Here is a 21,796-nt window from a genome sequence, read left to right as displayed (position 1 = left end):
ATGAAAGTGTTTAAAAAAGACCGTTTTTCAATTCGTAAGATTAAGGGAGTTGTAGGTTCTGTATTTCTTGGAAGCCTTTTGATGGCTCCTTCTGTAGTGGACGCAGCCACCTATCACTATGTAGATAAAGAGGTTATTTCACAAGAAGCTAAAGATTTAATCCAGACAGGAAAGCCTGATGGAAATGAAGTTGTCTATGGTTTGGTATATCAAAAAGACCAGCTGCCACAAACAGGGACAGAAGCATCTGTTTTGACAGCTTTTGGTTTGCTGACTGTTGGGAGCTTGCTTTTAATCTACAAGAGAAAGAAAATTGCCAGCGTCTTTCTAGTTGGAGCTATGGGATTGGTAGTTCTTCCTAGTGCAGGAGCTGTAGACCCAGTTGCGACCCTAGCACCGGCTAGTCGAGAGGGTGTTGTTGAAATGGAGGGTTATCGCTATGTTGGTTATCTATCAGGTGACATCCTCAAAACGCTTGGCTTGGATACTGTTTTAGAAGAAGCCTCAGCTAAACCTGGAGAGGTGACTGTAGTCGAAGTTGAGAATCCCCAAGTAACAAGTAGTCAAGCACAACCTAGGGTAGAAACCCAAGCAGGAGTAGAGGAAGTTTCAGTAGAAGAAGCTCCTAAAATAGAAGAAGATCCAAAGGAAGAACCAAAATCGGAAGTAAAACCTACTGACGACACCCTTCCTAAAGTAGAAGAGGGGAAAGAAGATTCAGTAGAATCAGCTCCAGTTGAAGAAGTAAGTGGAGTAGTTGATTCAAAAACAGATGAACAAGCACCAGTCAAGCCAGAAAGTCAAGCACCAGTCAAGCCAGAAAGTCAACCATCAGATAAACAAGCTGAGGAGCCAAAAGTTGAACCACCAGTAGAACAAGCAAAAGTCCCAGAACAACCCGTGCAACCTACACAACCGGAGCAACCAAGGATACCAAAAGATTCATCACAACAAGAAGATCCTAAAGAGGATAAGGTATCGGAAGAGACACCGAAACAAGAAGATAAACAGCCAGAAGTAGTAAAAACAAAAGATGAGGCTGCTAATCAACCTGTTGAAGAACCAAAAGTTGAAACGCCTGCTGTAGAAAAACAAACGGAACCAGCTGAGGAATCAAAAGTTGAACAAGTAGGTGAACCAGTTGTACCAAGAGAAGACGAAACGGCACCAATAGCACCAGTCGAGCCAGAAAAGCAACCAGAAGCTTCTAAAGAAGAGAAGACTGCGGAAGAAACACCGAAACAAGAAGAGTCAACTCCAGATACCAAGGCTGAAGAAACTGTAGAACATCAGGACGAAACACCAAAAGTAGAACATAAAACAACTCCTGAAGAAGGTGTGCTAAATGTAATAGAGATTAAGCCTGAAGTTATAGTAACTAAAGAGTCTGTGCCTTTTAAGACAATTGAGCAAGACGATGAGAATCTCACTAAGGGAGAAACAAAAGTTATTCGAGAAGGTGTGGCAGGTGAACGCACTATTTTAACTGAAGTCACTACTATTGATGGAAAACAGTCTAGTAAAGTATTAGAGGATACAATAACAACCAAGCCAGTAGATGAAATAAAAGGTATTGGTACTAAAGAACCAGTTGATAAAAGTGAGTTAAAGAATCAAATTGATAAAGCTAGTTCAGTTTCTCCTACTGATTATTCTACAGCAAGTTATGGTGCATTGACTCCTGTTTTAGAAACTGCAAAAGGTGTCTATGCTTCAGAGTCTGTAAAACAGCCTGAGGTAAATAGCGAGACAGATAAACTTAAAACGGCTATCGATGCTCTAAGTGTCGATAAAACTGAGTTAAACAAAACTATCGCTGACGCAAAATCAAAAACTAAAGAGCACTACAGTGATGCATCTTGGGCAAACCTTCAAGATGTATTAGCTGAAGCTGAAAAAGTTACAAACAACCCAGCTGCTAAGCAAAGCGAAGTTGATCATGTTTATGAAAAACTTAAAGCTGCTGTCGCTGGTTTAACCACAGATAAGACCGAACTTGAAAAACAACTTCACCTTGCAAACGAAAAAACTCAAACTGACTACAGTGCTACATCTTGGAACGCTTTGGAAGAAGCGAAAACTGACGCTCAAACTGTAAAATACAACGACAAAGCTACTCAAGTTCAAATCGATGAAACTGCTAAAAAACTTAAAGCTGCTATTGATGCATTAAAAACTGATAAGACTGAACTGGAAAAACAACTTGCTGATGCTAACTCTAAGACAGAAGCTGATCATAGTCCTGCGACTTGGTCTGCATTAGAAGAAGCGAAAAAAACTGCTCAAGCCGTAGAAGATAACGCTACTGCTACTCAAACTCAAATCGATGAAGCCGCTAAGAACTTGAAAGCCGCTATTGATGCACTTAATGTTGATAAAACAAAATTACAAGAGCAAATAACAGTTGCTAATCAAAAACAAGAAACTGACTACAGTCCAAAAACTTGGAACAACTTCAAACAAGCCGAAATCAAAGCCAAAGAAATCAACGATCAAACTACTCCACTTCCTAAACAAAGTGAAATAGATGCGGCTACTAAAGCTCTTCAAGCCGCTATAAATGCTCTTGCCGTCGATAAGACTGCATTGCAAAATGCTATTAACACAGCTAACAGCAAACATAAAGAAGAATACACTACTCAAACATGGAAAGCTTTAGAAGATGCCCTTGTAGCAGCAAACCCTGTAAATTCAGATGAAGCTGCCACTCAAAGTAAAGTAGATGATGCTACTAGAAGATTACAAGAAGCTATCAAAAACTTAGTTCCATTGACTGAAAAACCAGTATTAAAATTTGTAAACACTGATAAGAAAGTATTAGAACGTGAAGCAATTGCTAAGTATTCTCTAGAAAACCAAAATAAAACAAAAATTAAATCAATTACAGCTACTCTGAAAAAAGGAGAAACAGTTGTTAGCACTGTAGAGCTTACAGGCGATGATGTAAATAATGAAACTATAGACGCAGCATTTAAAAACCTAGAGTATTACAAAGAATACACTCTATCTACAACTATGGTTTACGATAGAGGTAACGGTGATGTAACAGAAATCTTAGATAATCAACCAATCCAACTAGACCTTAAAAAAGTTGAGATTAAAGATATTAAAGAAACAAGATTGATGAAAGTGGATGAGAATGGAAATGAAACAGATAGTAGCCTTCTAGAAACTGTTCCAGAAAATCTAACGTCATATTATCTAAAAATTACCACTAATCATAATAAAGTAACAAGGCTTGCCATTACTAATATAGAGGAAGTAACTGAGGAGGAGACATCCCTATTTAAAGTTACTGCTTCAGCTCCTGATTTAATCCAACGTGATTCAAATAATAGCTTGAGTCAAACGTACACTTATTACATAGAGAAACCCAAAGCATCGCAAAATAACGTTTACTATAACTTCAAAGATTTAGTAGATGCTATGCAGAAAAATCCTAACGGTGAGTTTAAATTAGGAAAAAGTTTAGATGCACAGTATCTAGATGTTAGTAGTAAATCATATGTAACAGGTAATTTTAAGGGTACGCTCTCTAGTGATGGCGATAAGCACTATGCTATTTATAATTTGAAAAAGCCTTTATTTCATTTAATTGATAATGGTAAAGTGCAAAATATTAATTTTGAAAATGTGAATATCAATCTTCCGTCAGAAGATCATGTTTCTGTCATCAGTCATAAAATGCAAGGTGACCAGTCTCTTATTAAAGATGTTAAAGTAACGGGTAATATTACAGGTCGTAATCATGTGGCTGGATTTGTGAACTGGATAGAGCATGCTTCAAGACTTGAAAATATAGCTTTTATAGGTAATATCCATACAACTGGTAATGGTGCTAACTCCTATATGGGAGGTATTGCAGGCCGTATGTACGAAGGTATTATTGATAGAGCTTATGTCGATGCTAATCTTACAGGTAATCGTGTACGTGTTGGTGGAATTGTTGCCGTCATGGAACATAGAATAAATGGTGCTGGACGTGATAGATTTACAAAATTACGTAAGTCAGTTATGAAAGGTGTGATTAATTTATCAAACCCTGTTGAAGCTGGAGGTTTAATCAGTAAAAACTGGCCTTGGGGAAATGCTGATGACAATGTGAGTTACGCTAAGGTAGTAAAAGGTGAAATATTATATGGTTCTCCAGATATTAATGACAGTGATTTTGCATTTCCATATATTAAAAACAACTATAGTGTTTTAGGAGTTAGTGTCGGTAGTAAGTCATATACTTTATCCCATAATTTGAAAGAAATTTCCAAAGAAGATGCTGATAAACGTGTAGCTGGTTATGGCATTACTGCAAATTTGTTTGAGAGTGAAGAACTTCAAACAAATAGATTAAACAATATTGAAACTAAAGATAAAGAATATAAACTGATTCAAAACTACAAATCAGAATATGACCAAGCTTATAGAAATATTGCTAAACTTCAACCATTTTATAACAAAGACTGGATTGTAAATCAGGGTAATAAGTTAGAGCAAGATTCAAATCTTGTGAAGAAAGAAGTATTATCTGTTACAGGTATGAAGAATGGTCAATTTGTTACAGATTTATCTGATATTGATAAGATTATGATTCACTACGCTGATGGTATAAAGGAAGAAATGTCCGTGGCAGTCAATTCTGATTCTGGAGTAGCTCAAGTGAAAGAATATAATATAGTCGGTCAAAATATTGTTTACACACCAAACATGGTTGTTAAAGATCGTAGTGATCTGATGACTAAGGTTAAGGAAGCCTTGACTTCAGTAGAACTTCAGTCTGCGGGTGTCCGTTCGATCTTGGATAGACGTAATGACAGTAAAGATAAGAGTGCAAACACAGAGCAACGCCAAAATGGATATATTCGTGACTTCTATTTTGAGGAACATTTCCAAGAATTGAAGTCTAATATGGATACGATTGTCAAACATCTTGTGGAATCAGAAGATCATCAATTAAACATATCAGACGCAACTCAAAGAGCTCTTGTTAAGAAAGTTCAAGACAATAGCGCAAAAATTATGTTAGGTCTTGCTTACCTAAATCGATATTATGGTATCAATTTTGATGGTAAAACCATTAAAGACTTAATGATGTTTAAACCAGATTTTTATGGTAAAAATGTAGATGTCTTAGATAGACTGATTGAAATTGGTTCAAAAGAAAATACTTTAAAAGGTCATCGTACACATGATGCATTTAGAGAGGTATTGGCTAAGAACACGGTGTCTGGAAATCTTATTGACTTCTTACGATATAATATGAAGTTATTGACAGCCGACACAAATTTGAATGATTGGTTTATTCACTCCACTGAAGGTAAGGTTTATGTAGCAGAACGTCAGTCACGTGAAGAGGCTATTAAAACTGCTAAGTATCGTGCTTTTGACAATTTATCTCGCGGATACCATCAAAAGATGATTTTACCGCTCCTTAACCTTAAACAAACCCAAGCATTCTTGATATCGACCTACAATACTATATCATTTGGGACTGCTAATAAATACAATACCACACTGGATAAGTGGAAGGATAATATTAATTTGGCTGCAGACAGACAAATTAACTATCTTGATTTCTGGTATCGTTTAGCAACAGATGCGGTAAAAAATAAGCTTGTCAAAGATATTGTAACTCCAGTATGGGAAGGTTACCAAGTTTGGGGTCATAAATGGGGGCAATGGATGGATAAATATGGTAAGTTCGAAGATGGAACAGGCATTTATCCACCTACTCGTGAGCTTTATGGTCCTGTCGGTGAGCATTACGGTCCTAATGGAGCTGTTGCTGGGGCATATGCTACATATTATGATGACAAGAATGATACTCGAGCTAAAGTTGTATTTGTTATGTCTGATATGATTAGTGAATATGGTGCGTCTGCATTTACGCATGAGACTACTCATATAAATGACCGCGTAGCTTACTATGGAGGATACACGCATCGTGAAGGAACATTCTTAGAAGCCTTTGCTCAAGGCATGTTACAGTCCCCAGCAGAACATGGACACCAAGGTGAATACGGCGCACTTGGATTAAATATGGCATTTGAACGTTCAAATGATGGTAATCAATGGTACAACTATAACCCTAATAAGCTTCAATCACGAGAAGCTATTGATAAATATATGAAGAACTATAATGAAGCTCTGATGATGTTAGATTCTCTTGAAGCTGAAGCTGTCTTACCAAAATTACAAGGTAACAATGATAGCTGGTTCAAGAAAATGGATAAACAAATGCGTAAGGACGGACAACCTCACCAGTTTGACAAAATTCGCGATTTAAATGACACTGAGAAAGCACTTCAATTAAATAACATTAATGATTTAATTGATAATAATTTCATTACCAAACATGGTGCTCCTGGAAATAACACATACGATCCATCTGATTTTAGAACTGCTTATGTGAATATAAATATGATGACTGGTATCTATGGTGGTAATACCAGTGATGGTGCTCCTGGGGCTGCATCATTTAAACATAATGCATTTCGTATGTGGGGATATTTCGGATACGAAAATGGATTCATCGGATATGTTTCTAATAAATATAAATCCGAAGCCAATAAAGCAAGTCAAACTCTAAGTGATAAATTTATTATTGATAAAGTTTCTGGTGGTAAATTTAAAACTCTTGAAGACTGGAAAAAAACTTGGTATGAGGAAGTTCTTACAAAAGCTCAAAGAGGATTCACAGAAATTAATATTGACGGTGAAAACATCTCTTCATATAGTAGACTACAAGCATTATTCAATGCAGCTGTGACTAAAGATTTACAGGAGTTAAATGACCCTAAAATTAAAGACAAATATACAAATACTGTAAATCTTAAAGCTAAAGTGTACAAAGCATTACTTAAAAACACAGACGGTTTCTCTGGTGATCTATTTACTGCACCACAAGCATAGGGATGAATAAAATCGTAAAAAGGTAGATCAGCTTTGTCTGTATCTGCCTTTTTATGCTATACTTAAGCTATGCATAGAAAAACAGTGATTGATTTTAGGGCTTTGGGGGAGAGATACATCTTTACCCAGCCTATCAAAGAGTTAAAAACGAGAGATTTAGCGGAAGTAACAGCCTTGCTGGCACAAGTGGAAAGCTACCAAGAGCAGGGCTACTATGTGGTGGGGTATGTCAGCTATGAGGCTGCACCTGCTTTTGAGGAGAAATTAGCAGTTCATAAAGCTCCTTTACTGGCAGAGTATCTGCTATATTTTACCGTTCATGATAGGGTAGAAACATCCCCTATTCCTCTGATTTATGATGAGGTTGATTTGCCTTCAAATTGGCAGGAAGTAACGTCTGCAACAGACTATGAAAAGGCGATTGCCCAGATTCACTATCATTTGCGGCAGGGAGACACCTATCAGGTCAACTACACTGTCCAACTCAAGCAGGAGTTGTCTGCCAATCCTTTTGCTATCTACAATCGTATGGTGGTAGAGCAGGAGGCGGGCTACAATGCCTATGTGGAACATGACGAGATGGCAGTGATTTCCATGAGTCCAGAGCTCTTTTTTGAGCAGAATGACCGCGAGTTGACAACGCGCCCAATGAAGGGAACGACTCAGCGTGGGGTAACTGACCAAGAAGATCTTGAACAGGCTAGTTGGCTGGAGCAGGATCCCAAAAATCGCTCTGAAAACATGATGATTGTGGACCTCTTGCGCAACGATATGAATCGTATTTCTGAGGTGGGGAGTGAGCACGTGGAGCGTCTTTGCCAAGTAGAACAGTATTCAACGGTTTGGCAGATGACTTCGACCATCAAGAGTCAATTGCGAGAGGATGTGGACCTTGTTGAAATTTTTCGCTCTCTCTTTCCTTGTGGATCCATAACGGGCGCACCGAAAATTGCGACTATGGAAATCATTAAGGACTTGGAGCCACAACCGCGTGGAGTCTACTGCGGAACGATTGGTCTCTTGCTTCCAAATGGACGACGGATTTTCAATGTTGCTATCCGAACTATTCAACTGCATCAAGGGAAAGCCATCTATGGAGTTGGCGGAGGCATTACATGGGATAGCACTTGGGAATCTGAATACCGCGAGGTTCATCAAAAGGCTGCTGTTCTCTATCGGAAACAAGCTCGTTTCAAACTGATTACTACTGGAAAGATCAGCCAGAAGAACTTGTTGTTTGAAGAACAACATCTGGAAAGACTGAGAAAAGCTAGTCGATATTTTGCCTTTCCTTTTGATGCAGAAGACTTGGGACACAAGATTGAGGAAGAGTGTCAGGCTTGTGATGCTAATCAAGATTACCGCTTGCGTATTTCTCTAGACAAGTCTGGAGAGATAGAAGTAGATCGTCAAGTATTAACACCTCTTAGTCCAAGTTTTTGTCAGGCAAAACTTTGCCTTCAGGAAGCCAATTTGCAACAAGCCTTTACCTACTTTAAAACGACTCACCGACCGCATTTGAGCCTAGGGAAACAAGAGAAAATTTACCACAATAAGTCAGGAGAACTGCTTGAAACCTCTATAGGAAATTTGGTTCTGAAAATCGCTGGAAAACTCTACACACCGCCTATCAGACTTGGTATCTTGCCAGGAATTTACCGTCAGTATTTACTAGAAACAGGACAAGTAGAAGAGAAAGTCTTGACCTTGACAGACTTAGCCCAAGTTGAGGCTATATATGGCTGTAATGCAGTGAGAGGCTTGTATGAATTAAGCCTAGAGGAGAATTAGATGAAACTGATATTTTTGCATGGGTTAGGGCAGTCCGCAGAGTCTTGGAAAGAAGTTCGGAATCAATTGAAGGATAAGCCCACAGAGACTCTTGAATTGCTGAAATAAGTTTGATAAAATAATATTGAAATCGATAACATCGTTAGAGGAGAAAGAAATGAATAAACGTCTATTTTTAAAAATGAGTCTGGCTACCTTGCCAGTTTTAGCCTTGTTTTCACAACCTGTGTTAGCAGAGGAAAACATTCATTTTTCGAGTTGTAAGGAAGCTTGGGCGAATGGATACGCAGATATTCATGAGGGAGAGCCCGGTTATTCTGCCAAGTTAGACCGCGATCATGATGGTGTGGCTTGCGAATTGAAAAATGCTCCTAAGGGTGCCTTTAAAGCAAAACAATCAACTGCGGCTCAAAACAATACAAGTTCAGCAACAACAAGTGGCTGGGTTAAGCAGGATGGTACTTGGTATTACTTTGATGGAAATGGCAATCCAGTGAAAAATGCATGGCAGGGAAGCTATTACCTGAAAGCAGACGGGAAAATGGCCCAGAGCGAATGGATTTATGATTCATCCTATCAAGCTTGGTATTATTTGAAATCAGATGGTTCTTATGCAAAAAATGCATGGCAAGGGGCTTATTACCTTAAATCAAACGGTAAAATGGCACAAGGTGAGTGGGTTTATGACTCTTCTTATCAAGCTTGGTATTATTTGAAATCTGATGGTTCTTATGCTCGCAATGCATGGCAAGGCAATTACTATTTGAAATCAGATGGTAAAATGGCTAAAAATGAGCGAGTTGATGGAGGCCGTTACTATGTAGATGCCTCAGGTCTCTGGAAACCATAAATCAGATAAAATTCAGAAAGTTAATGCAAACCTTTGCATAAGTAAATGAATTTTGTTATACTAGTACTGTAAGCATTTTCAATTACTATACAATGAAAAAGGAGAATATGATGAGTCAAAAGATTATTGGGATTGACCTTGGTGGAACTTCTATCAAATTTGCAATCTTAACAACAGCAGGAGAAATCCAAGAAAAATGGTCTATCAAGACCAACATTTTGGATGAGGGAAGTCATATCGTTGATGATATGATTGAGTCTATTCAACATCGTTTGGACTTGCTTGGATTGGTAGCGGCGGACTTCCAAGGTATTGGAATGGGATCACCAGGTGTGGTTGACCGTGAAAAAGGGACTGTTATTGGTGCCTACAACTTGAACTGGAAAACCCTTCAACCAATTAAAGAAAAGATTGAAAAAGCCTTGGGTATTCCATTCTTCATCGATAATGATGCCAACGTAGCAGCTCTTGGTGAGCGCTGGATGGGTGCTGGTGATAACCAACCAGATGTTGTCTTTATGACACTCGGGACTGGTGTTGGTGGCGGTATCGTCGCAGAAGGCAAATTGCTTCACGGTGTTGCTGGTGCAGCAGGTGAGCTTGGCCACATCACTGTTGACTTTGACCAACCAATCGCATGTACTTGTGGTAAAAAAGGCTGTCTTGAGACAGTTGCTTCAGCAACAGGGATTGTCAATTTGACTCGTCGCTATGCTGATGAATACGAAGGCGATGCAGCTTTGAAACGCTTGATTGATAACGGAGAAGAAGTAACCGCTAAGACTGTTTTTGATCTCGCAAAAGAAGGAGACGACCTCGCCTTGATCGTTTATCGTAACTTCTCACGTTACTTGGGAATCGCTTGTGCTAACATTGGATCAATCCTAAACCCATCAACAATCGTTATCGGTGGTGGTGTATCAGCTGCGGGAGAATTCCTTCTACAAGGTGTTCAAAAAGTTTACGATGAAAATAGTTTCCCACAAGTACGCACATCAACAAAATTGGCTCTTGCAACTCTAGGAAATGACGCTGGAGTTATCGGAGCAGCATCACTTGTATTGCAATAAAATAATAAAAGAGGAAAAATGCTAACCTAGAGTTAGTAATGTTCCTCCTTTCTTTTTTTATGCTATACTAGTTAGGACAATAAATGAGGTGAGAGTAAATGACAAAAGCAGATACGATTTTTAAAGAAAATATTGAACGAATCCTCAAAGACGGTGTCTTTTCTGAGCAGGCCCGTCCCAAGTACAAGGATGGGACAGTTGCCAACTCCAAGTATGTAACGGGTGCATTTGCCGAGTATGACTTGGCCAAGGGGGAATTCCCCATCACAACCTTACGTCCTATCGCTATCAAATCCGCCATCAAGGAAGTGCTCTGGATCTACCAAGACCAGTCTAATAGCCTAGAAGTTCTCAATGACAAGTACAATGTTCACTATTGGAATGACTGGGAAGTTGGAGATACAGGAACCATTGGTGAGCGCTATGGTGCTGTTGTTAAGAAACACGACATCATCAATAAGATTCTCAAGCAGTTGGAAGCCAACCCTTGGAATCGCCGCAATATCATATCACTCTGGGATTACCAAGCTTTTGAGGAGACAGACGGCCTTCTTCCGTGCGCCTTTCAGACCATGTTTGATGTCCGCCGTGTAGATGGGGAAATCTATCTGGATGCAACCTTGACTCAGCGTTCGAATGACATGTTGGTGGCCCATCACATCAATGCGATGCAGTATGTGGCTCTTCAAATGATGATTGCCAAGCATTTTGGCTGGAAGGTTGGAAAGTTCTTCTACTTCATCAATAACCTCCATATCTATGACAATCAATTTGAACAAGCTCAGGAATTGCTCCGTCGTGAGCCGTCAAACTGTCAACCACGTTTGGTCTTGAATGTGCCAGATAAGACCAATTTCTTTGATATCAAAGCAGAAGATTTTGACTTGGTGGATTATGACCCTGTTAAGCCGCAGTTGAAGTTTGACCTAGCTATTTAATACTCTTCGAAAATCTCTTCAAACCACGTCAGCGTCGCTTCATCAACAACCTCAAAACCATGTTTTGAGCTGACTTCGTCNNATTTTCATTGAGTATAAAAGAATAGAAAAAAAGAAGTTGAGACAATGAATCCTAACTTCTTTTGTTTCTTAACGTGATACGCGGCGGCGAGCTGCTTTTTTACGGTTTTCTTCGATGAAAGCTGCTTTTTGCTCTTCTGGTTCGATTACTTTCTTTTTAAATGCGTATACTGCACCTGCAACGGCAGCGACAGTTCCTGCGACACCTGTTACAAGACCTTTAGCGAATCCTTTAGCCATGAGTCTTCCTCCTTTATATTCTCAATCAGTCAGCCTCCTCAAGAGGTCACATTTTTCTGACTGACCTTTTTGTGTTATAATAATAGTAACGAAAAAATGGGAATTTTTCAAGGAAAAAAGATGAAAACAAAAATAATTGTGATTGTTGGACCGACTGCAGTTGGAAAGACGGCTCTAGCCATTGAAGTGGCCAAGCGTTTTAATGGCGAAGTGGTTAGTGGAGATAGCCAGCAAGTCTATCAAGGACTTGATATTGGGACGGCTAAGGCTAGTCCAGAAGAGCAGGCAGCTGTTCCTCATCATTTAATCGATGTTAGAGAGGTAACCGAGTCTTACTCGGCTTTTGATTTTGTTTCAGAAGCTAAGATAGCTATTGAGGATATTCACAGCTGTGGCAAGCTAGCCATTATTGCTGGTGGAACTGGGCTTTATATCCAGAGCTTGCTTGAAGGTTACCACCTAGGTGGGGAGACTCCCCATGAGGAGATTTTGGCCTATCGGGCTAGTTTAGAGCCTTATACAGATGAGGAATTAGCTCATCTGGTGGAGCAAGCTGGCCTTGAGATTCCCCAGTTTAATCGTCGTCGTGCGATGCGTGCCTTGGAAATTGCCCATTTTGGTCAGGATTTGGAAAATCAAGAGACCTTGTATGAACCATTGATTATCTGCTTGGATGATGAACGTAGTCAACTTTATGAGCGTATCAATCGCCGAGTGGATTTGATGTTTGAGGCTGGGCTTTTGGATGAGGCCAAGTGGTTGTTTGATAATTATCCAGATGTGCAGGCTGCTAAGGGAATTGGCTATAAGGAACTCTTTCCATATTTCCGTGGAGAGCAGAACTTGGAGGAAGCTAGTGAGAGTCTCAAACAGGCGACCCGTCGTTTTGCCAAGCGTCAGCTGACCTGGTTCCGTAATCGCATGCAGGTCACCTTTTATCAGATTGGAGAGTCTGGTGTGCAAGACCGCATTTTAAGCCAGATAGAGGAGTTTTTAGATGATTGAAACGGAGAAAAAAGAGGAGCGGGTCCTGCTGATTGGTGTGGAATTGCAGGGCATGGACAATTTTGACCTTTCTATGGAAGAATTGGCCAGTCTAGCTAAGACAGCTGGGGCAATCGTTGTAGATAGCTACAGACAAAAACGTGAAAAATATGATTCTAAGACCTTCGTCGGCTCTGGTAAGTTGGAAGAGATTGCGCTTATGGTGGATGCAGAAGAAATCACCACTGTCATTGTCAACAACCGTCTGACGCCAAGGCAAAATGTCAATTTAGAAGAAGTTCTGGGTGTTAAGGTTATTGATCGTATGCAGTTGATTTTGGATATCTTTGCCATGCGAGCTCGAAGCCATGAAGGGAAGCTCCAAGTTCACCTAGCCCAGCTCAAATATCTCTTGCCTCGTTTGGTTGGTCAGGGAATTATGCTCAGCCGTCAGGCAGGGGGAATTGGTTCCCGTGGACCTGGTGAAAGCCAGCTGGAGCTGAACCGTCGTAGTGTTCGCAACCAAATCACGGATATCGAGCGCCAACTCAAGGTGGTTGAGAAAAATCGGGCGACTGTCAGAGAAAAACGTTTGGAGTCCAGCATCTTTAAGATTGGTTTGATTGGTTACACCAATGCTGGGAAATCAACCATCATGAACACCTTGACAAGTAAGACTCAGTATGAAGCGGACGAGCTATTTGCGACTCTGGATGCGACGACTAAGAGTATCCATCTGGGAGGCAATCTCCAAGTAACTTTGACAGATACCGTGGGATTTATCCAAGATTTGCCGACAGAGCTGGTATCCAGTTTTAAGTCAACCTTGGAAGAAAGCAAGCATGTGGATCTTCTGGTTCATGTTATCGATGCTAGCAATCCTTACCACGAGGAGCATGAAAAAACGGTCCTGTCTATCATGAAAGACTTGGACATGGAAGATATTCCTCGCCTGACCCTTTATAATAAAGCGGATTTGGTGGAGGACTTTACACCTACCCAAACACCTTATGCCCTCATTTCTGCCAAGTCTGAGGATAGTCGTGAGAATTTGCAGGCACTATTTTTAGAGAAAATCAAGGATATTTTTGAATCTTTTACTCTGCGCGTGCCTTTTTCAAAGTCCTACAAGATTCATGATTTAGAAAGTGTTGCGATTCTGGAAGAACGCGATTATCAAGAGGACGGCGAAGTGATTACAGGCTACATTTCTGAGAAAAATAAATGGAGGTTAGAAGAATTTTATGACTGATATTAAAACTTTGGCTCTAAAGTATGGAGGTTATACAAGTCTGGACAAGGTCTATCTGGATCAGCTTCTAGCTGGTAAAACAGAGCAGGAGCAGTTAACACTTATCACACCTCCGCCTAGCGTGGTCAATGCTTACTTTGCAGAACTTTATCAAAAAAAGAGTCCTCAAGCTGCAACCGATTATTTTGCGGAACTCAGTCAGGAACTGAATCTTTACAATACTGAGCCAAGTTTCACTCTAGAAAATAAGCCTTTTATTCGGCTTAATCTATCTGGTAAATCCTTTGGTTTTTGTTATGAGAGTGAGGGTCTGGGTCGGATTTTCTCTGAAAATGAAAAGGTAATCTCAGATGACTTGCTTTTTGAAATTGCGCAAATTTTCCCCCATCAACTGGTCTTTGAGGAGTCTGGCAAGATTTACATGAAGGCTGTTGGAGATGAGGAAGTTGTTAGCATGGAGAGTCTAACAGCTTTGACTGATTTGGAAAGCTTGGCTGATGGTCGCAAGCGTCTTAAAGGATACAGCCAAGAGGAGCTATTACAAGAAGCTACTGCTTTTTCTGGCAAGCGCTATTTCCGATCGGAAAACCGCACAGCCATGTTATATATTGATTAATTAGGAAGTATCGAATGGATATTCAATTTTTAGGAACGGGGGCTGGCCAGCCCTCTAAAGCCCGCAACGTTTCAAGTCTCGCCCTGAAACTTTTGGACGAGATTAACGAAGTCTGGCTCTTTGACTGTGGAGAAGGTACGCAAAATCGCATTCTGGAAACCACAATTAGACCACGTAAGGTCAGCAAAATCTTTATCACTCACTTGCATGGAGACCACATTTTTGGTCTGCCAGGTTTCCTTTCTAGCCGTGCCTTTCAGGCCAATGAAGAGCAGACAGATTTGGAAATCTATGGACCGCAAGGGATTAAGTCCTTTGTCTTAACCAGTCTTCGTGTGTCCGGTTCGCGCCTGCCTTACCGTATTCATTTTCATGAGTTTGACCAAGATTCTTTAGGAAAAATCCTTGAAACCGATAAATTCACGGTGTATGCAGAGGAGCTGGATCATACTATTTTCTGTGTTGGCTATCGTGTCATTCAAAAGGACTTGGAAGGAACGCTGGATGCTGAAAAACTCAAGGCGGCAGGTGTCCCATTTGGTCCACTTTTTGGAAAAATTAAAAACGGTCAGGACGTTGTTTTAGAAGACGGTACTGAAATCAAGGCAGCTGACTATATCTCAGCTCCACGTCCAGGTAAAATTATCACTATTTTAGGAGACACTCGAAAAACGGATGCCAGTGTGCGTCTAGCTGTCAATGCCGATGTCCTTGTCCATGAGTCCACTTATGGCAAGGGTGATGAAAAAATTGCTCGTAACCATGGCCACTCTACTAACATGCAAGCTGCGCAAGTAGCGGTAGAAGCAGGTGCTAAACGCCTCTTGCTCAACCATATTAGTGCCCGTTTCCTCTCAAAAGATATCAGCAAGCTCAAAAAAGACGCTGCTAGTGTCTTTGAAAATGTCCATGTGGTCAAAGATTTGGAAGAAGTGGAAATCTAGCAGTCACAGAAAGGAACAGTATGCCTACTATTCTCATTACCGGAGCTAGCGGTGGCCTAGCCCAAGAAATGGTCAAACTCCTGCCAGAAGACCAGCTCATCTTGCTTGGTAGAAATAAGGAAAAATTAGCCCAACTCTACGGAAACCATCCCCATGCAGAATTGATTGAAATCGATATTACCGATGATTCAGCCTTAGAAACTCTGGTAGCAGACCTCTATCTACGTTATGGCAAGATTGATGTTTTGATAAACAACGCTGGTTACGGGATTTTTGAGGAATTTGACCAGATTTCTGACCAAGATATTCATCAGATGTTCGAGGTCAATACCTTTGCCCTAATGAATCTGTCTCGTCGCCTTGCGGCTCGGATGAAGGAAAGCCGAAACGGCCATATCATCAATATCGTTAGCATGGCTGGTTTGATTGCTACTGGCAAGTCCAGTCTCTACTCAGCGACCAAGTTTGCGACCATTGGTTTTTCAAATGCGTTACGCCTCGAACTTATGTCATATGGAGTCTATGTGACAACAGTCAATCCAGGACCAATCCGTACAGGATTTTTTGACCAAGCCGACCCAGATGGAAGCTATCTCAAATCTGTTGACCGTTTCCTGCTAGAGCCAGATGCAGTGGCTAAAAAGATTGTCAAGATTATAGGAAAAAAGAAACGAGAACTTAATCTCCCGATTTTGTTGAACCTAGCCCATAAGTTTTATACTCTCTTTCCCAAGCTAGCTGATAAGTTGGCAGGGGAAACTTTTAATTATAAGTAAAAAGAACCAATATGCAGGTTGTTGCTAGCCTACATATTGGTTCTTATCATTTATCAACGATCAAACTGGACTTCTTCTAGTAGATAGTCGATAAAGCGTTCGCCCATCTTAGATAGGCTGGTTTTTTCATGCTGGATATAGACCAGCTCAATTGGATCATCAATATCAAGTGGGATAGAAACGATATTGTCTCCGTTGAGGTTGCTGTTCAAAATCCCTGTCGCAATAGTATAACCATCCAAACCAATCAAGAGATTAAAAAGGGTGGCACGGTCACTGACTACGATGGATTTCTTGTGATGCTCTTGAGAAAGAATTTCTTCTGAAAAGTAGAAGGAGTTGTGAGTTCCTTGGTCATAGCTGAGGTAAGGGAAATTCTCCAAATCAGACAGTTTGACCTTGTCTTTCTTTGCCAGAGGATTGGTCTTGCTGACAAAGATATGGGGCTGGGCTGTGAAGAGATGGTGAGCCAGCAGGTGGTTGTCATCCAGCATTTTGGTTAAAACATCACGGTTGTAGCTGTTTAAGAAGAGGACACCGACCTCACTACGGAAGTTCTTGACGTCGTCGATAATCTCCCAAGTCCGAGTTTCACGAAGGAAGAGCTCGTATTTCTCCATATCACTTTTCTTGAGCAGAGAGACAAAAGCGTTGACTACAAAGGCATAGTGCTGGGAGGAAACGCTAAAGAGTTCGCGGTGGGCGACAGGATTTTTATAGCGTTCTTCCAGAAGCTGAGTTTGCTCGACAACCTGACGGGCATAAGAGAGAAACTCCATCCCATCACGGGTCAAGGTGATACCCTTGGGATTGCGGATAAAGATTTCAATGCCCATTTCATTTTCCAAATCTCTCACGGCATTGGAAAGACTCGGTTGGGTGATAAAGAGCTGTTTGGCTGCCTCATTCATGGAGCCGGTTTCGACGATTTTGATAATATAGTGTAATTGTTGAATTCTCATGTTTTTATTGTACCACACTTGCGTCAGAATCGCCAAAGAAGATAGGAAAATCAGGAGCTTTGTGTAAGTCTCTTCTTGAAAAAAACACAAAATTTTGCTAGAATGAGTCTTATGAAAACATTCTATGATGTGCAGCAATTCCTCAAACGATTTGGTATTATTGTTTACATGGGAAAACGCTTATATGATATTGAGCTGATGAAGTTGGAACTCTCTCGGATTTACGATGCAGGGCTGATGGACAAACTGGATTATCTGGAAGCGGAAGCGGTTCTACGCAGAGAGCACAAGGTAGAATTGGATTATATTGAGAAAAATGGAGAAAAGAACTAATGGTTACTTGGATTTTGTGGGCACTTATACTAGCAATGTTGGCGTGGATGGGCTTTAACTATCTTCGTATTCGCCGTGCGGCTAAAATTGTAGACAATGAGGAGTTTGAAGCCTTGATTCGTACGGGTCAATTGATTGATTTGCGCGACCCAGCAGAATTCCACAGAAAACATATCCTTGGGGCCCGCAATATTCCTTCAAGTCAGTTGAAGACTAGTCTTGCAGCCCTTCGTAAGGATAAACCTGTCCTTCTCTACGAAAACCAACGTGCGCAACGTGTCACAAATGCGACCCTTTACTTGAAAAAACAAGGTTTTTCTGAGATTTATATCCTTTCTTATGGCTTGGATTCTTGGAAAGGGAAAGTGAAGACTAGTTAATATTCTGTAAAAAGTTGATATAGTCGGTCTAATATACTAAATTAATAATCATTTTAAGGAGTTTTTAAAAAATGCAAGAAAAGAAAAAACACTCTCTTGTTTTAGGTATCCTATCTATTGTGCTCGGTTTGCTATTTCCAATTGTAGGTCTGATTTTGGGGATCATAGGATTGGTCTTGGCTTTTTCATACCAAAAAGAATCTGGACTAGACTATAAAACAGAAAAAATTCTCAACATCGTAGGACTTGTGGTTTCTGTACTTAACTGGATTGTAGCCGTCGCAGTATTTTTTAGATAAGCAATAAACAAAAAGCTTTAAACATAAAGCTTTTTTCTTTTATCCACTTTTCTCTAAGTGATTTTTAATGATTTCCAATTCCTCTGGATTCAAAGGACGGTAATGGCCTTCTGTTAGTTCTGTGTCTAATGTAAAATCACCGAATTGAACTCGTTTGAGGGAGGTCACCTTAACACCACCCGAGAGGAACATTTTCTTGACCTGATGAAATTTCCCCTCTGAAATGGTGATGGAGGCTTGGCTGTGGGAAGGACTTGCTGATAGAATCTCTAATCTTGCAGGTTTACAGATAGTGCCATCTAAAAAGACAATTCCCTTTTGAAAGGCTTGGATATGGTCAGGCGTCAGAAGTCCATTAACCTCAACTCGATAAGTCTTATCGACATGATACTGGGGATGGAGGAGCTGAAAGCCCAAGGGACCGTTGTCAGTCAAGAGGAGGAGTCCTGTCGTATCTCGGTCCAGTCGGCCGACGGCATAGAGCTTGTCAGATTGGATGTCAGGCGGAAGGAGGTCCATGACGGTCGGAAGTTCCCTGTCTTTGTTGGCTGTAACGACACCAGCAGGCTTATGAAGCATAAGATAGGTGTGCTCATAACCTCGAATGATTTGGTCCTGAAAAAGGAGTTCTTGTAGTCCTGTATCAATATTTTGAGCTAGGGAGCGGGCTGGGCGACCATCGACTAGAATTTCCTCTTTGAGTAAGGCTTGTTTCATGGCCTTTCGGCTAACTTTTTCTTGAGCTAATAAATTATCTAAACGCATACTGTGCCTATCTTATCATAAGTCGCTTGCTTTGAAAAGGCTTGACGTGAAAAGAAAAACGGAGTGAAAACATTTACACTTGCTTGAATTATGTTATTTACTTGAAAATATGGTATAATCGTTCAGTTAGAAAATAAATTTTGAATATTATAGAGGAAATCATGACAAAATTAAGAGAAGATATCCGTAACATTGCGATTATCGCCCACGTTGACCACGGTAAAACAACCCTCGTTGATGAATTATTGAAACAATCAGAAACGCTTGATGCACGTACTGAATTGGCTGAGCGTGCTATGGACTCAAACGATATCGAAAAAGAGCGTGGAATTACCATCCTTGCTAAAAATACAGCCGTTGCCTACAACGGAACTCGTATCAACATCATGGACACACCAGGACACGCGGACTTCGGTGGAGAAGTTGAGCGTATCATGAAAATGGTTGACGGTGTTGTCTTGGTCGTAGATGCCTACGAAGGAACAATGCCACAAACTCGTTTCGTATTGAAAAAAGCTTTGGAACAAGACCTTGTCCCAATCGTGGTTGTCAATAAAATAGATAAACCATCAGCTCGTCCAGCTGAAGTAGTGGACGAAGTCTTGGAACTATTCATCGAGCTTGGGGCTGATGACGACCAGCTTGACTTCCCAGTGGTCTATGCTTCAGCGATCAACGGAACTTCTTCATTGTCAGATGATCCAGCTGACCAAGAAGCGACTATGGCGCCAATCTTTGACACAATTATCGACCACATCCCAGCTCCAGTAGATAACTCAGATGAGCCTTTGCAGTTCCAAGTGTCACTTTTGGACTACAACGACTTTGTTGGGCGTATCGGTATCGGTCGTGTCTTCCGTGGTACTGTTAAGGTTGGGGACCAAGTTACCCTTTCTAAACTTGACGGCACAACTAAAAACTTCCGTGTTACAAAACTTTTCGGTTTCTTTGGTTTGGAACGTCGTGAAATCCAAGAAGCAAAAGCAGGTGACTTGATTGCCGTTTCAGGTATGGAAGATATCTTTGTCGGTGAAACCATTACTCCGACAGATGCAGTCGAAGCTCTTCCAATCCTACACATCGATGAGCCAACTCTTCAAATGACTTTCTTGGTCAACAACTCACCATTTGCTGGTAAAGAAGGTAAATGGGTGACTTCTCGTAAGGTGGAAGAACGCTTGCAGGCAGAATTGCAAACAGACGTTTCCCTTCGTGTTGACCCAACTGATTCACCAGATAAATGGACTGTTTCAGGACGTGGAGAATTGCACTTGTCAATCCTTATCGAAACAATGCGTCGTGAGGGATATGAACTTCAAGTATCTCGTCCAGAAGTTATCGTAAAAGAAATCGATGGTGTTAAATGCGAACCATTTGAACGTGTTCAAATCGACACTCCAGAAGAATACCAAGGGTCTGTTATCCAAAGCCTTTCTGAACGTAAGGGTGAAATGTTGGATATGATTTCAACTGGTAATGGTCAAACTCGTTTGGTCTTCCTTGTTCCAGCGCGTGGTTTGATTGGATACTCAACTGAGTTCTTGTCAATGACTCGTGGTTACGGTATCATGAACCATACCTTTGACCAATACTTGCCATTGATTCCAGGTGAAATTGGTGGTCGTCACCGTGGTGCCCTTGTTTCTATCGATGCTGGTAAGGCTACAACATACTCCATCATGTCTATCGAAGAACGTGGTACGATCTTTGTCAACCCAGGTACTGAGGTTTATGAAGGAATGATCATCGGTGAAAACTCTCGTGAAAATGACTTGACAGTTAACATCACTAAGGCAAAACAAATGACTAACGTTCGTTCAGCTACTAAGGACCAAACAGCTGTTATCAAGACACCTCGTATCTTGACACTTGAAGAGTCTCTTGAGTTCTTGAACGACGATGAGTACATGGAAGTAACGCCTGAGTCTATCCGTTTGCGTAAACAAATCCTTAACAAAGCAGAGCGTGAGAAAGCTAACAAGAAGAAAAAATCAGCTGAATAAGAGCTAGAAAGAGAGAAAGATGGTCTATTTAGTCCTAGGGATTTTACTGCTCCTACTCTATGTATTTGCGACACCAGAAAGCATTAAAGGGACAGTCAATATCGTCGCTATGGTATGTATTTTAGTGGCACTCTTAATTTTGTTGGCTCTATCTTTTCTGAAAATTTTTCAATTACCAACAGAAATGTTCCTAGCAATAGCCATGTTAATCCTAGCTTACTTTAGTGTGAGAGACATCACACTCATGCCAGTCAAAAAAAGTAAAAGAAGATAAAAAGAGAGTTTCGGCTCTCTTTTTTTGGTAGGAATTTTACAATAGTTTGAATTGTTTTTTACTATAACATCATCTCTTTTGCTTGGATAATATGAATGGGAAAAACTGGAATAAAATTCGTTAATGACATCTATTTTTTAGGAAGTTGTAAAACTTCATTACTGATAATATCTTAGTAAAATATGTTGATAGATTAGATAGAAAGTGATATACTTAAGTTATAAGAAACCGATTTCAAAATAAGAAAGGATTAAATTTATACTCAATGAAAATNNCGAAGTCAGTCACATATATAATCCAAGGCGACGTTGACGCGGTTTGAAGAGATTTTT

17 protein-coding genes and 2 pseudogenes are annotated in these 21,796 nt (G+C 40.5%); 16 read left to right on the top strand and 3 right to left on the bottom strand.

Annotated elements, in window-relative coordinates:
- Positions 1 to 6: 6 nt before the first annotated feature.
- From HT725_RS07480 to HT725_RS07455, 6 genes and pseudogenes are all read left to right on the top strand, one after another.
- Positions 7 to 6,906, top strand: coding sequence for a ZmpA/ZmpB/ZmpC family metallo-endopeptidase (locus HT725_RS07480; RefSeq protein WP_173253335.1), 6,900 nt, complete (start codon positions 7 to 9; stop codon positions 6,904 to 6,906).
- Positions 6,907 to 6,975: 69 nt separating this feature from the next.
- Positions 6,976 to 8,697 carry an aminodeoxychorismate synthase component I gene (gene pabB, locus HT725_RS07475; RefSeq protein ID WP_173253334.1) on the top strand — a complete coding sequence of 574 codons (1,722 nt, stop codon included), beginning with the start codon at positions 6,976 to 6,978 and terminating at the stop codon, positions 8,695 to 8,697.
- Positions 8,698 to 8,796, top strand: a pseudogene (locus tag HT725_RS07470) (alpha/beta hydrolase); the annotation flags it as partial.
- Positions 8,797 to 8,854: 58 nt separating this feature from the next.
- A pseudogene (locus HT725_RS10415) lies at positions 8,855 to 9,541 on the top strand (N-acetylmuramoyl-L-alanine amidase family protein); the annotation flags it as partial.
- Positions 9,542 to 9,657: 116 nt separating this feature from the next.
- Complete coding sequence (locus tag HT725_RS07460) at positions 9,658 to 10,617, top strand: ROK family glucokinase (RefSeq protein ID WP_000078563.1); 960 nt, start codon at positions 9,658 to 9,660, stop codon at positions 10,615 to 10,617.
- A gap of 98 nt (positions 10,618 to 10,715) precedes the next feature.
- On the top strand, positions 10,716 to 11,555 hold the full coding sequence (locus HT725_RS07455) for a thymidylate synthase (RefSeq protein WP_173217716.1): 840 nt from the start codon (positions 10,716 to 10,718) through the stop codon (positions 11,553 to 11,555).
- Between the two features lie 150 nt (positions 11,556 to 11,705).
- On the opposite strand, the gene HT725_RS07450 is transcribed toward HT725_RS07455, so the two are convergent.
- Complete coding sequence (locus tag HT725_RS07450; protein WP_001051780.1) at positions 11,706 to 11,876, bottom strand: DUF3042 family protein; 171 nt, start codon at positions 11,874 to 11,876, stop codon at positions 11,706 to 11,708.
- 120 nt (positions 11,877 to 11,996) lie between these two features.
- Here HT725_RS07450 and miaA point away from each other — a divergent pair, with 120 nt between their 5' ends.
- Genes miaA through HT725_RS07425 form a run of 5 tightly spaced genes read left to right on the top strand, consistent with a single transcriptional unit; the run spans position 11,997 to position 16,448 of the window.
- Positions 11,997 to 12,881: a tRNA (adenosine(37)-N6)-dimethylallyltransferase MiaA gene (miaA, locus tag HT725_RS07445; protein ID WP_173217714.1), complete on the top strand. Its 885-nt coding sequence runs from the start codon at positions 11,997 to 11,999 to the stop codon at positions 12,879 to 12,881.
- A complete protein-coding gene (hflX, locus tag HT725_RS07440) occupies positions 12,874 to 14,112 on the top strand; it encodes a GTPase HflX (protein WP_173217713.1) in 1,239 nt (412 codons plus the stop codon). The genes miaA and hflX overlap by 8 nt, the downstream gene beginning before the upstream one ends.
- Positions 14,105 to 14,728, top strand: a complete 624-nt coding sequence (locus tag HT725_RS07435; protein WP_173217711.1) for a cystathionine beta-lyase — start codon at positions 14,105 to 14,107, stop codon at positions 14,726 to 14,728. Before hflX ends, HT725_RS07435 begins: the two co-directional genes overlap by 8 nt.
- A gap of 14 nt (positions 14,729 to 14,742) precedes the next feature.
- Positions 14,743 to 15,672: a ribonuclease Z gene (rnz, locus tag HT725_RS07430; RefSeq protein WP_000354331.1), complete on the top strand. Its 930-nt coding sequence runs from the start codon at positions 14,743 to 14,745 to the stop codon at positions 15,670 to 15,672.
- Positions 15,673 to 15,692: 20 nt separating this feature from the next.
- Positions 15,693 to 16,448 carry an SDR family oxidoreductase gene (locus tag HT725_RS07425; protein WP_173217709.1) on the top strand — a complete coding sequence of 252 codons (756 nt, stop codon included), beginning with the start codon at positions 15,693 to 15,695 and terminating at the stop codon, positions 16,446 to 16,448.
- A gap of 53 nt (positions 16,449 to 16,501) precedes the next feature.
- Here the strand turns inward: HT725_RS07425 and HT725_RS07420 are convergent, their stop codons facing one another.
- A complete protein-coding gene (locus tag HT725_RS07420; RefSeq protein WP_173217707.1) occupies positions 16,502 to 17,410 on the bottom strand; it encodes a LysR family transcriptional regulator in 909 nt (302 codons plus the stop codon).
- Between the two features lie 102 nt (positions 17,411 to 17,512).
- On the opposite strand from HT725_RS07420, the gene HT725_RS07415 reads away from it, so the two are divergent.
- From HT725_RS07415 to HT725_RS07405, 3 genes are all read left to right on the top strand, one after another.
- Positions 17,513 to 17,743, top strand: a complete 231-nt coding sequence (locus tag HT725_RS07415; protein ID WP_001808324.1) for a YqgQ family protein — start codon at positions 17,513 to 17,515, stop codon at positions 17,741 to 17,743.
- Complete coding sequence (locus tag HT725_RS07410; protein ID WP_173217705.1) at positions 17,743 to 18,123, top strand: rhodanese-like domain-containing protein; 381 nt, start codon at positions 17,743 to 17,745, stop codon at positions 18,121 to 18,123. Before HT725_RS07415 ends, HT725_RS07410 begins: the two co-directional genes overlap by 1 nt.
- A 71-nt stretch (positions 18,124 to 18,194) precedes the next feature.
- On the top strand, positions 18,195 to 18,422 hold the full coding sequence (locus tag HT725_RS07405) for a hypothetical protein (protein ID WP_049524359.1): 228 nt from the start codon (positions 18,195 to 18,197) through the stop codon (positions 18,420 to 18,422).
- 39 nt (positions 18,423 to 18,461) lie between these two features.
- Here the strand turns inward: HT725_RS07405 and HT725_RS07400 are convergent, their stop codons facing one another.
- Entirely contained in the window at positions 18,462 to 19,187 is a 726-nt protein-coding gene (locus HT725_RS07400; protein WP_173217703.1) for a pseudouridine synthase, read from the bottom strand.
- Positions 19,188 to 19,348: 161 nt separating this feature from the next.
- Here HT725_RS07400 and typA point away from each other — a divergent pair, with 161 nt between their 5' ends.
- Positions 19,349 to 21,190: a translational GTPase TypA gene (gene typA, locus HT725_RS07395; RefSeq protein ID WP_000164111.1), complete on the top strand. Its 1,842-nt coding sequence runs from the start codon at positions 19,349 to 19,351 to the stop codon at positions 21,188 to 21,190.
- Between the two features lie 19 nt (positions 21,191 to 21,209).
- A complete protein-coding gene (locus HT725_RS07390; protein WP_050253188.1) occupies positions 21,210 to 21,464 on the top strand; it encodes a DUF3165 family protein in 255 nt (84 codons plus the stop codon).
- The last annotated feature ends 332 nt before the right edge of the window (positions 21,465 to 21,796 follow it).

The sequence above is a fragment of the Streptococcus sp. 2579 genome, from assembly GCF_013277195.1.
Taxonomy (GTDB): Bacteria; Bacillota; Bacilli; order Lactobacillales; family Streptococcaceae; genus Streptococcus.
This window is presented reverse-complemented; position numbering and strand designations above follow the sequence as displayed.

What these genes read in the sequence shown, in the direction of transcription:
- pabB (WP_173253334.1), top strand. Translation starts at nt 6,976, where the DNA reads ATGCATAGAAAAACAGTGATTGATTTTAGGGCTTTGGGGGAGAGATAC.
- HT725_RS07460 (WP_000078563.1), top strand. Translation starts at nt 9,658, where the DNA reads ATGAGTCAAAAGATTATTGGGATTGACCTTGGTGGAACTTCTATCAAA.
- HT725_RS07455 (WP_173217716.1), top strand. Translation starts at nt 10,716, where the DNA reads ATGACAAAAGCAGATACGATTTTTAAAGAAAATATTGAACGAATCCTC.
- HT725_RS07450 (WP_001051780.1), bottom strand. Translation starts at nt 11,876, where the DNA reads ATGGCTAAAGGATTCGCTAAAGGTCTTGTAACAGGTGTCGCAGGAACT.
- miaA (WP_173217714.1), top strand. Translation starts at nt 11,997, where the DNA reads ATGAAAACAAAAATAATTGTGATTGTTGGACCGACTGCAGTTGGAAAG.
- hflX (WP_173217713.1), top strand. Translation starts at nt 12,874, where the DNA reads ATGATTGAAACGGAGAAAAAAGAGGAGCGGGTCCTGCTGATTGGTGTG.
- HT725_RS07435 (WP_173217711.1), top strand. Translation starts at nt 14,105, where the DNA reads ATGACTGATATTAAAACTTTGGCTCTAAAGTATGGAGGTTATACAAGT.
- rnz (WP_000354331.1), top strand. Translation starts at nt 14,743, where the DNA reads ATGGATATTCAATTTTTAGGAACGGGGGCTGGCCAGCCCTCTAAAGCC.
- HT725_RS07425 (WP_173217709.1), top strand. Translation starts at nt 15,693, where the DNA reads ATGCCTACTATTCTCATTACCGGAGCTAGCGGTGGCCTAGCCCAAGAA.
- HT725_RS07420 (WP_173217707.1), bottom strand. Translation starts at nt 17,410, where the DNA reads ATGAGAATTCAACAATTACACTATATTATCAAAATCGTCGAAACCGGC.
- HT725_RS07415 (WP_001808324.1), top strand. Translation starts at nt 17,513, where the DNA reads ATGAGTCTTATGAAAACATTCTATGATGTGCAGCAATTCCTCAAACGA.
- HT725_RS07410 (WP_173217705.1), top strand. Translation starts at nt 17,743, where the DNA reads ATGGTTACTTGGATTTTGTGGGCACTTATACTAGCAATGTTGGCGTGG.
- HT725_RS07405 (WP_049524359.1), top strand. Translation starts at nt 18,195, where the DNA reads ATGCAAGAAAAGAAAAAACACTCTCTTGTTTTAGGTATCCTATCTATT.
- HT725_RS07400 (WP_173217703.1), bottom strand. Translation starts at nt 19,187, where the DNA reads ATGCGTTTAGATAATTTATTAGCTCAAGAAAAAGTTAGCCGAAAGGCC.
- typA (WP_000164111.1), top strand. Translation starts at nt 19,349, where the DNA reads ATGACAAAATTAAGAGAAGATATCCGTAACATTGCGATTATCGCCCAC.
- HT725_RS07390 (WP_050253188.1), top strand. Translation starts at nt 21,210, where the DNA reads ATGGTCTATTTAGTCCTAGGGATTTTACTGCTCCTACTCTATGTATTT.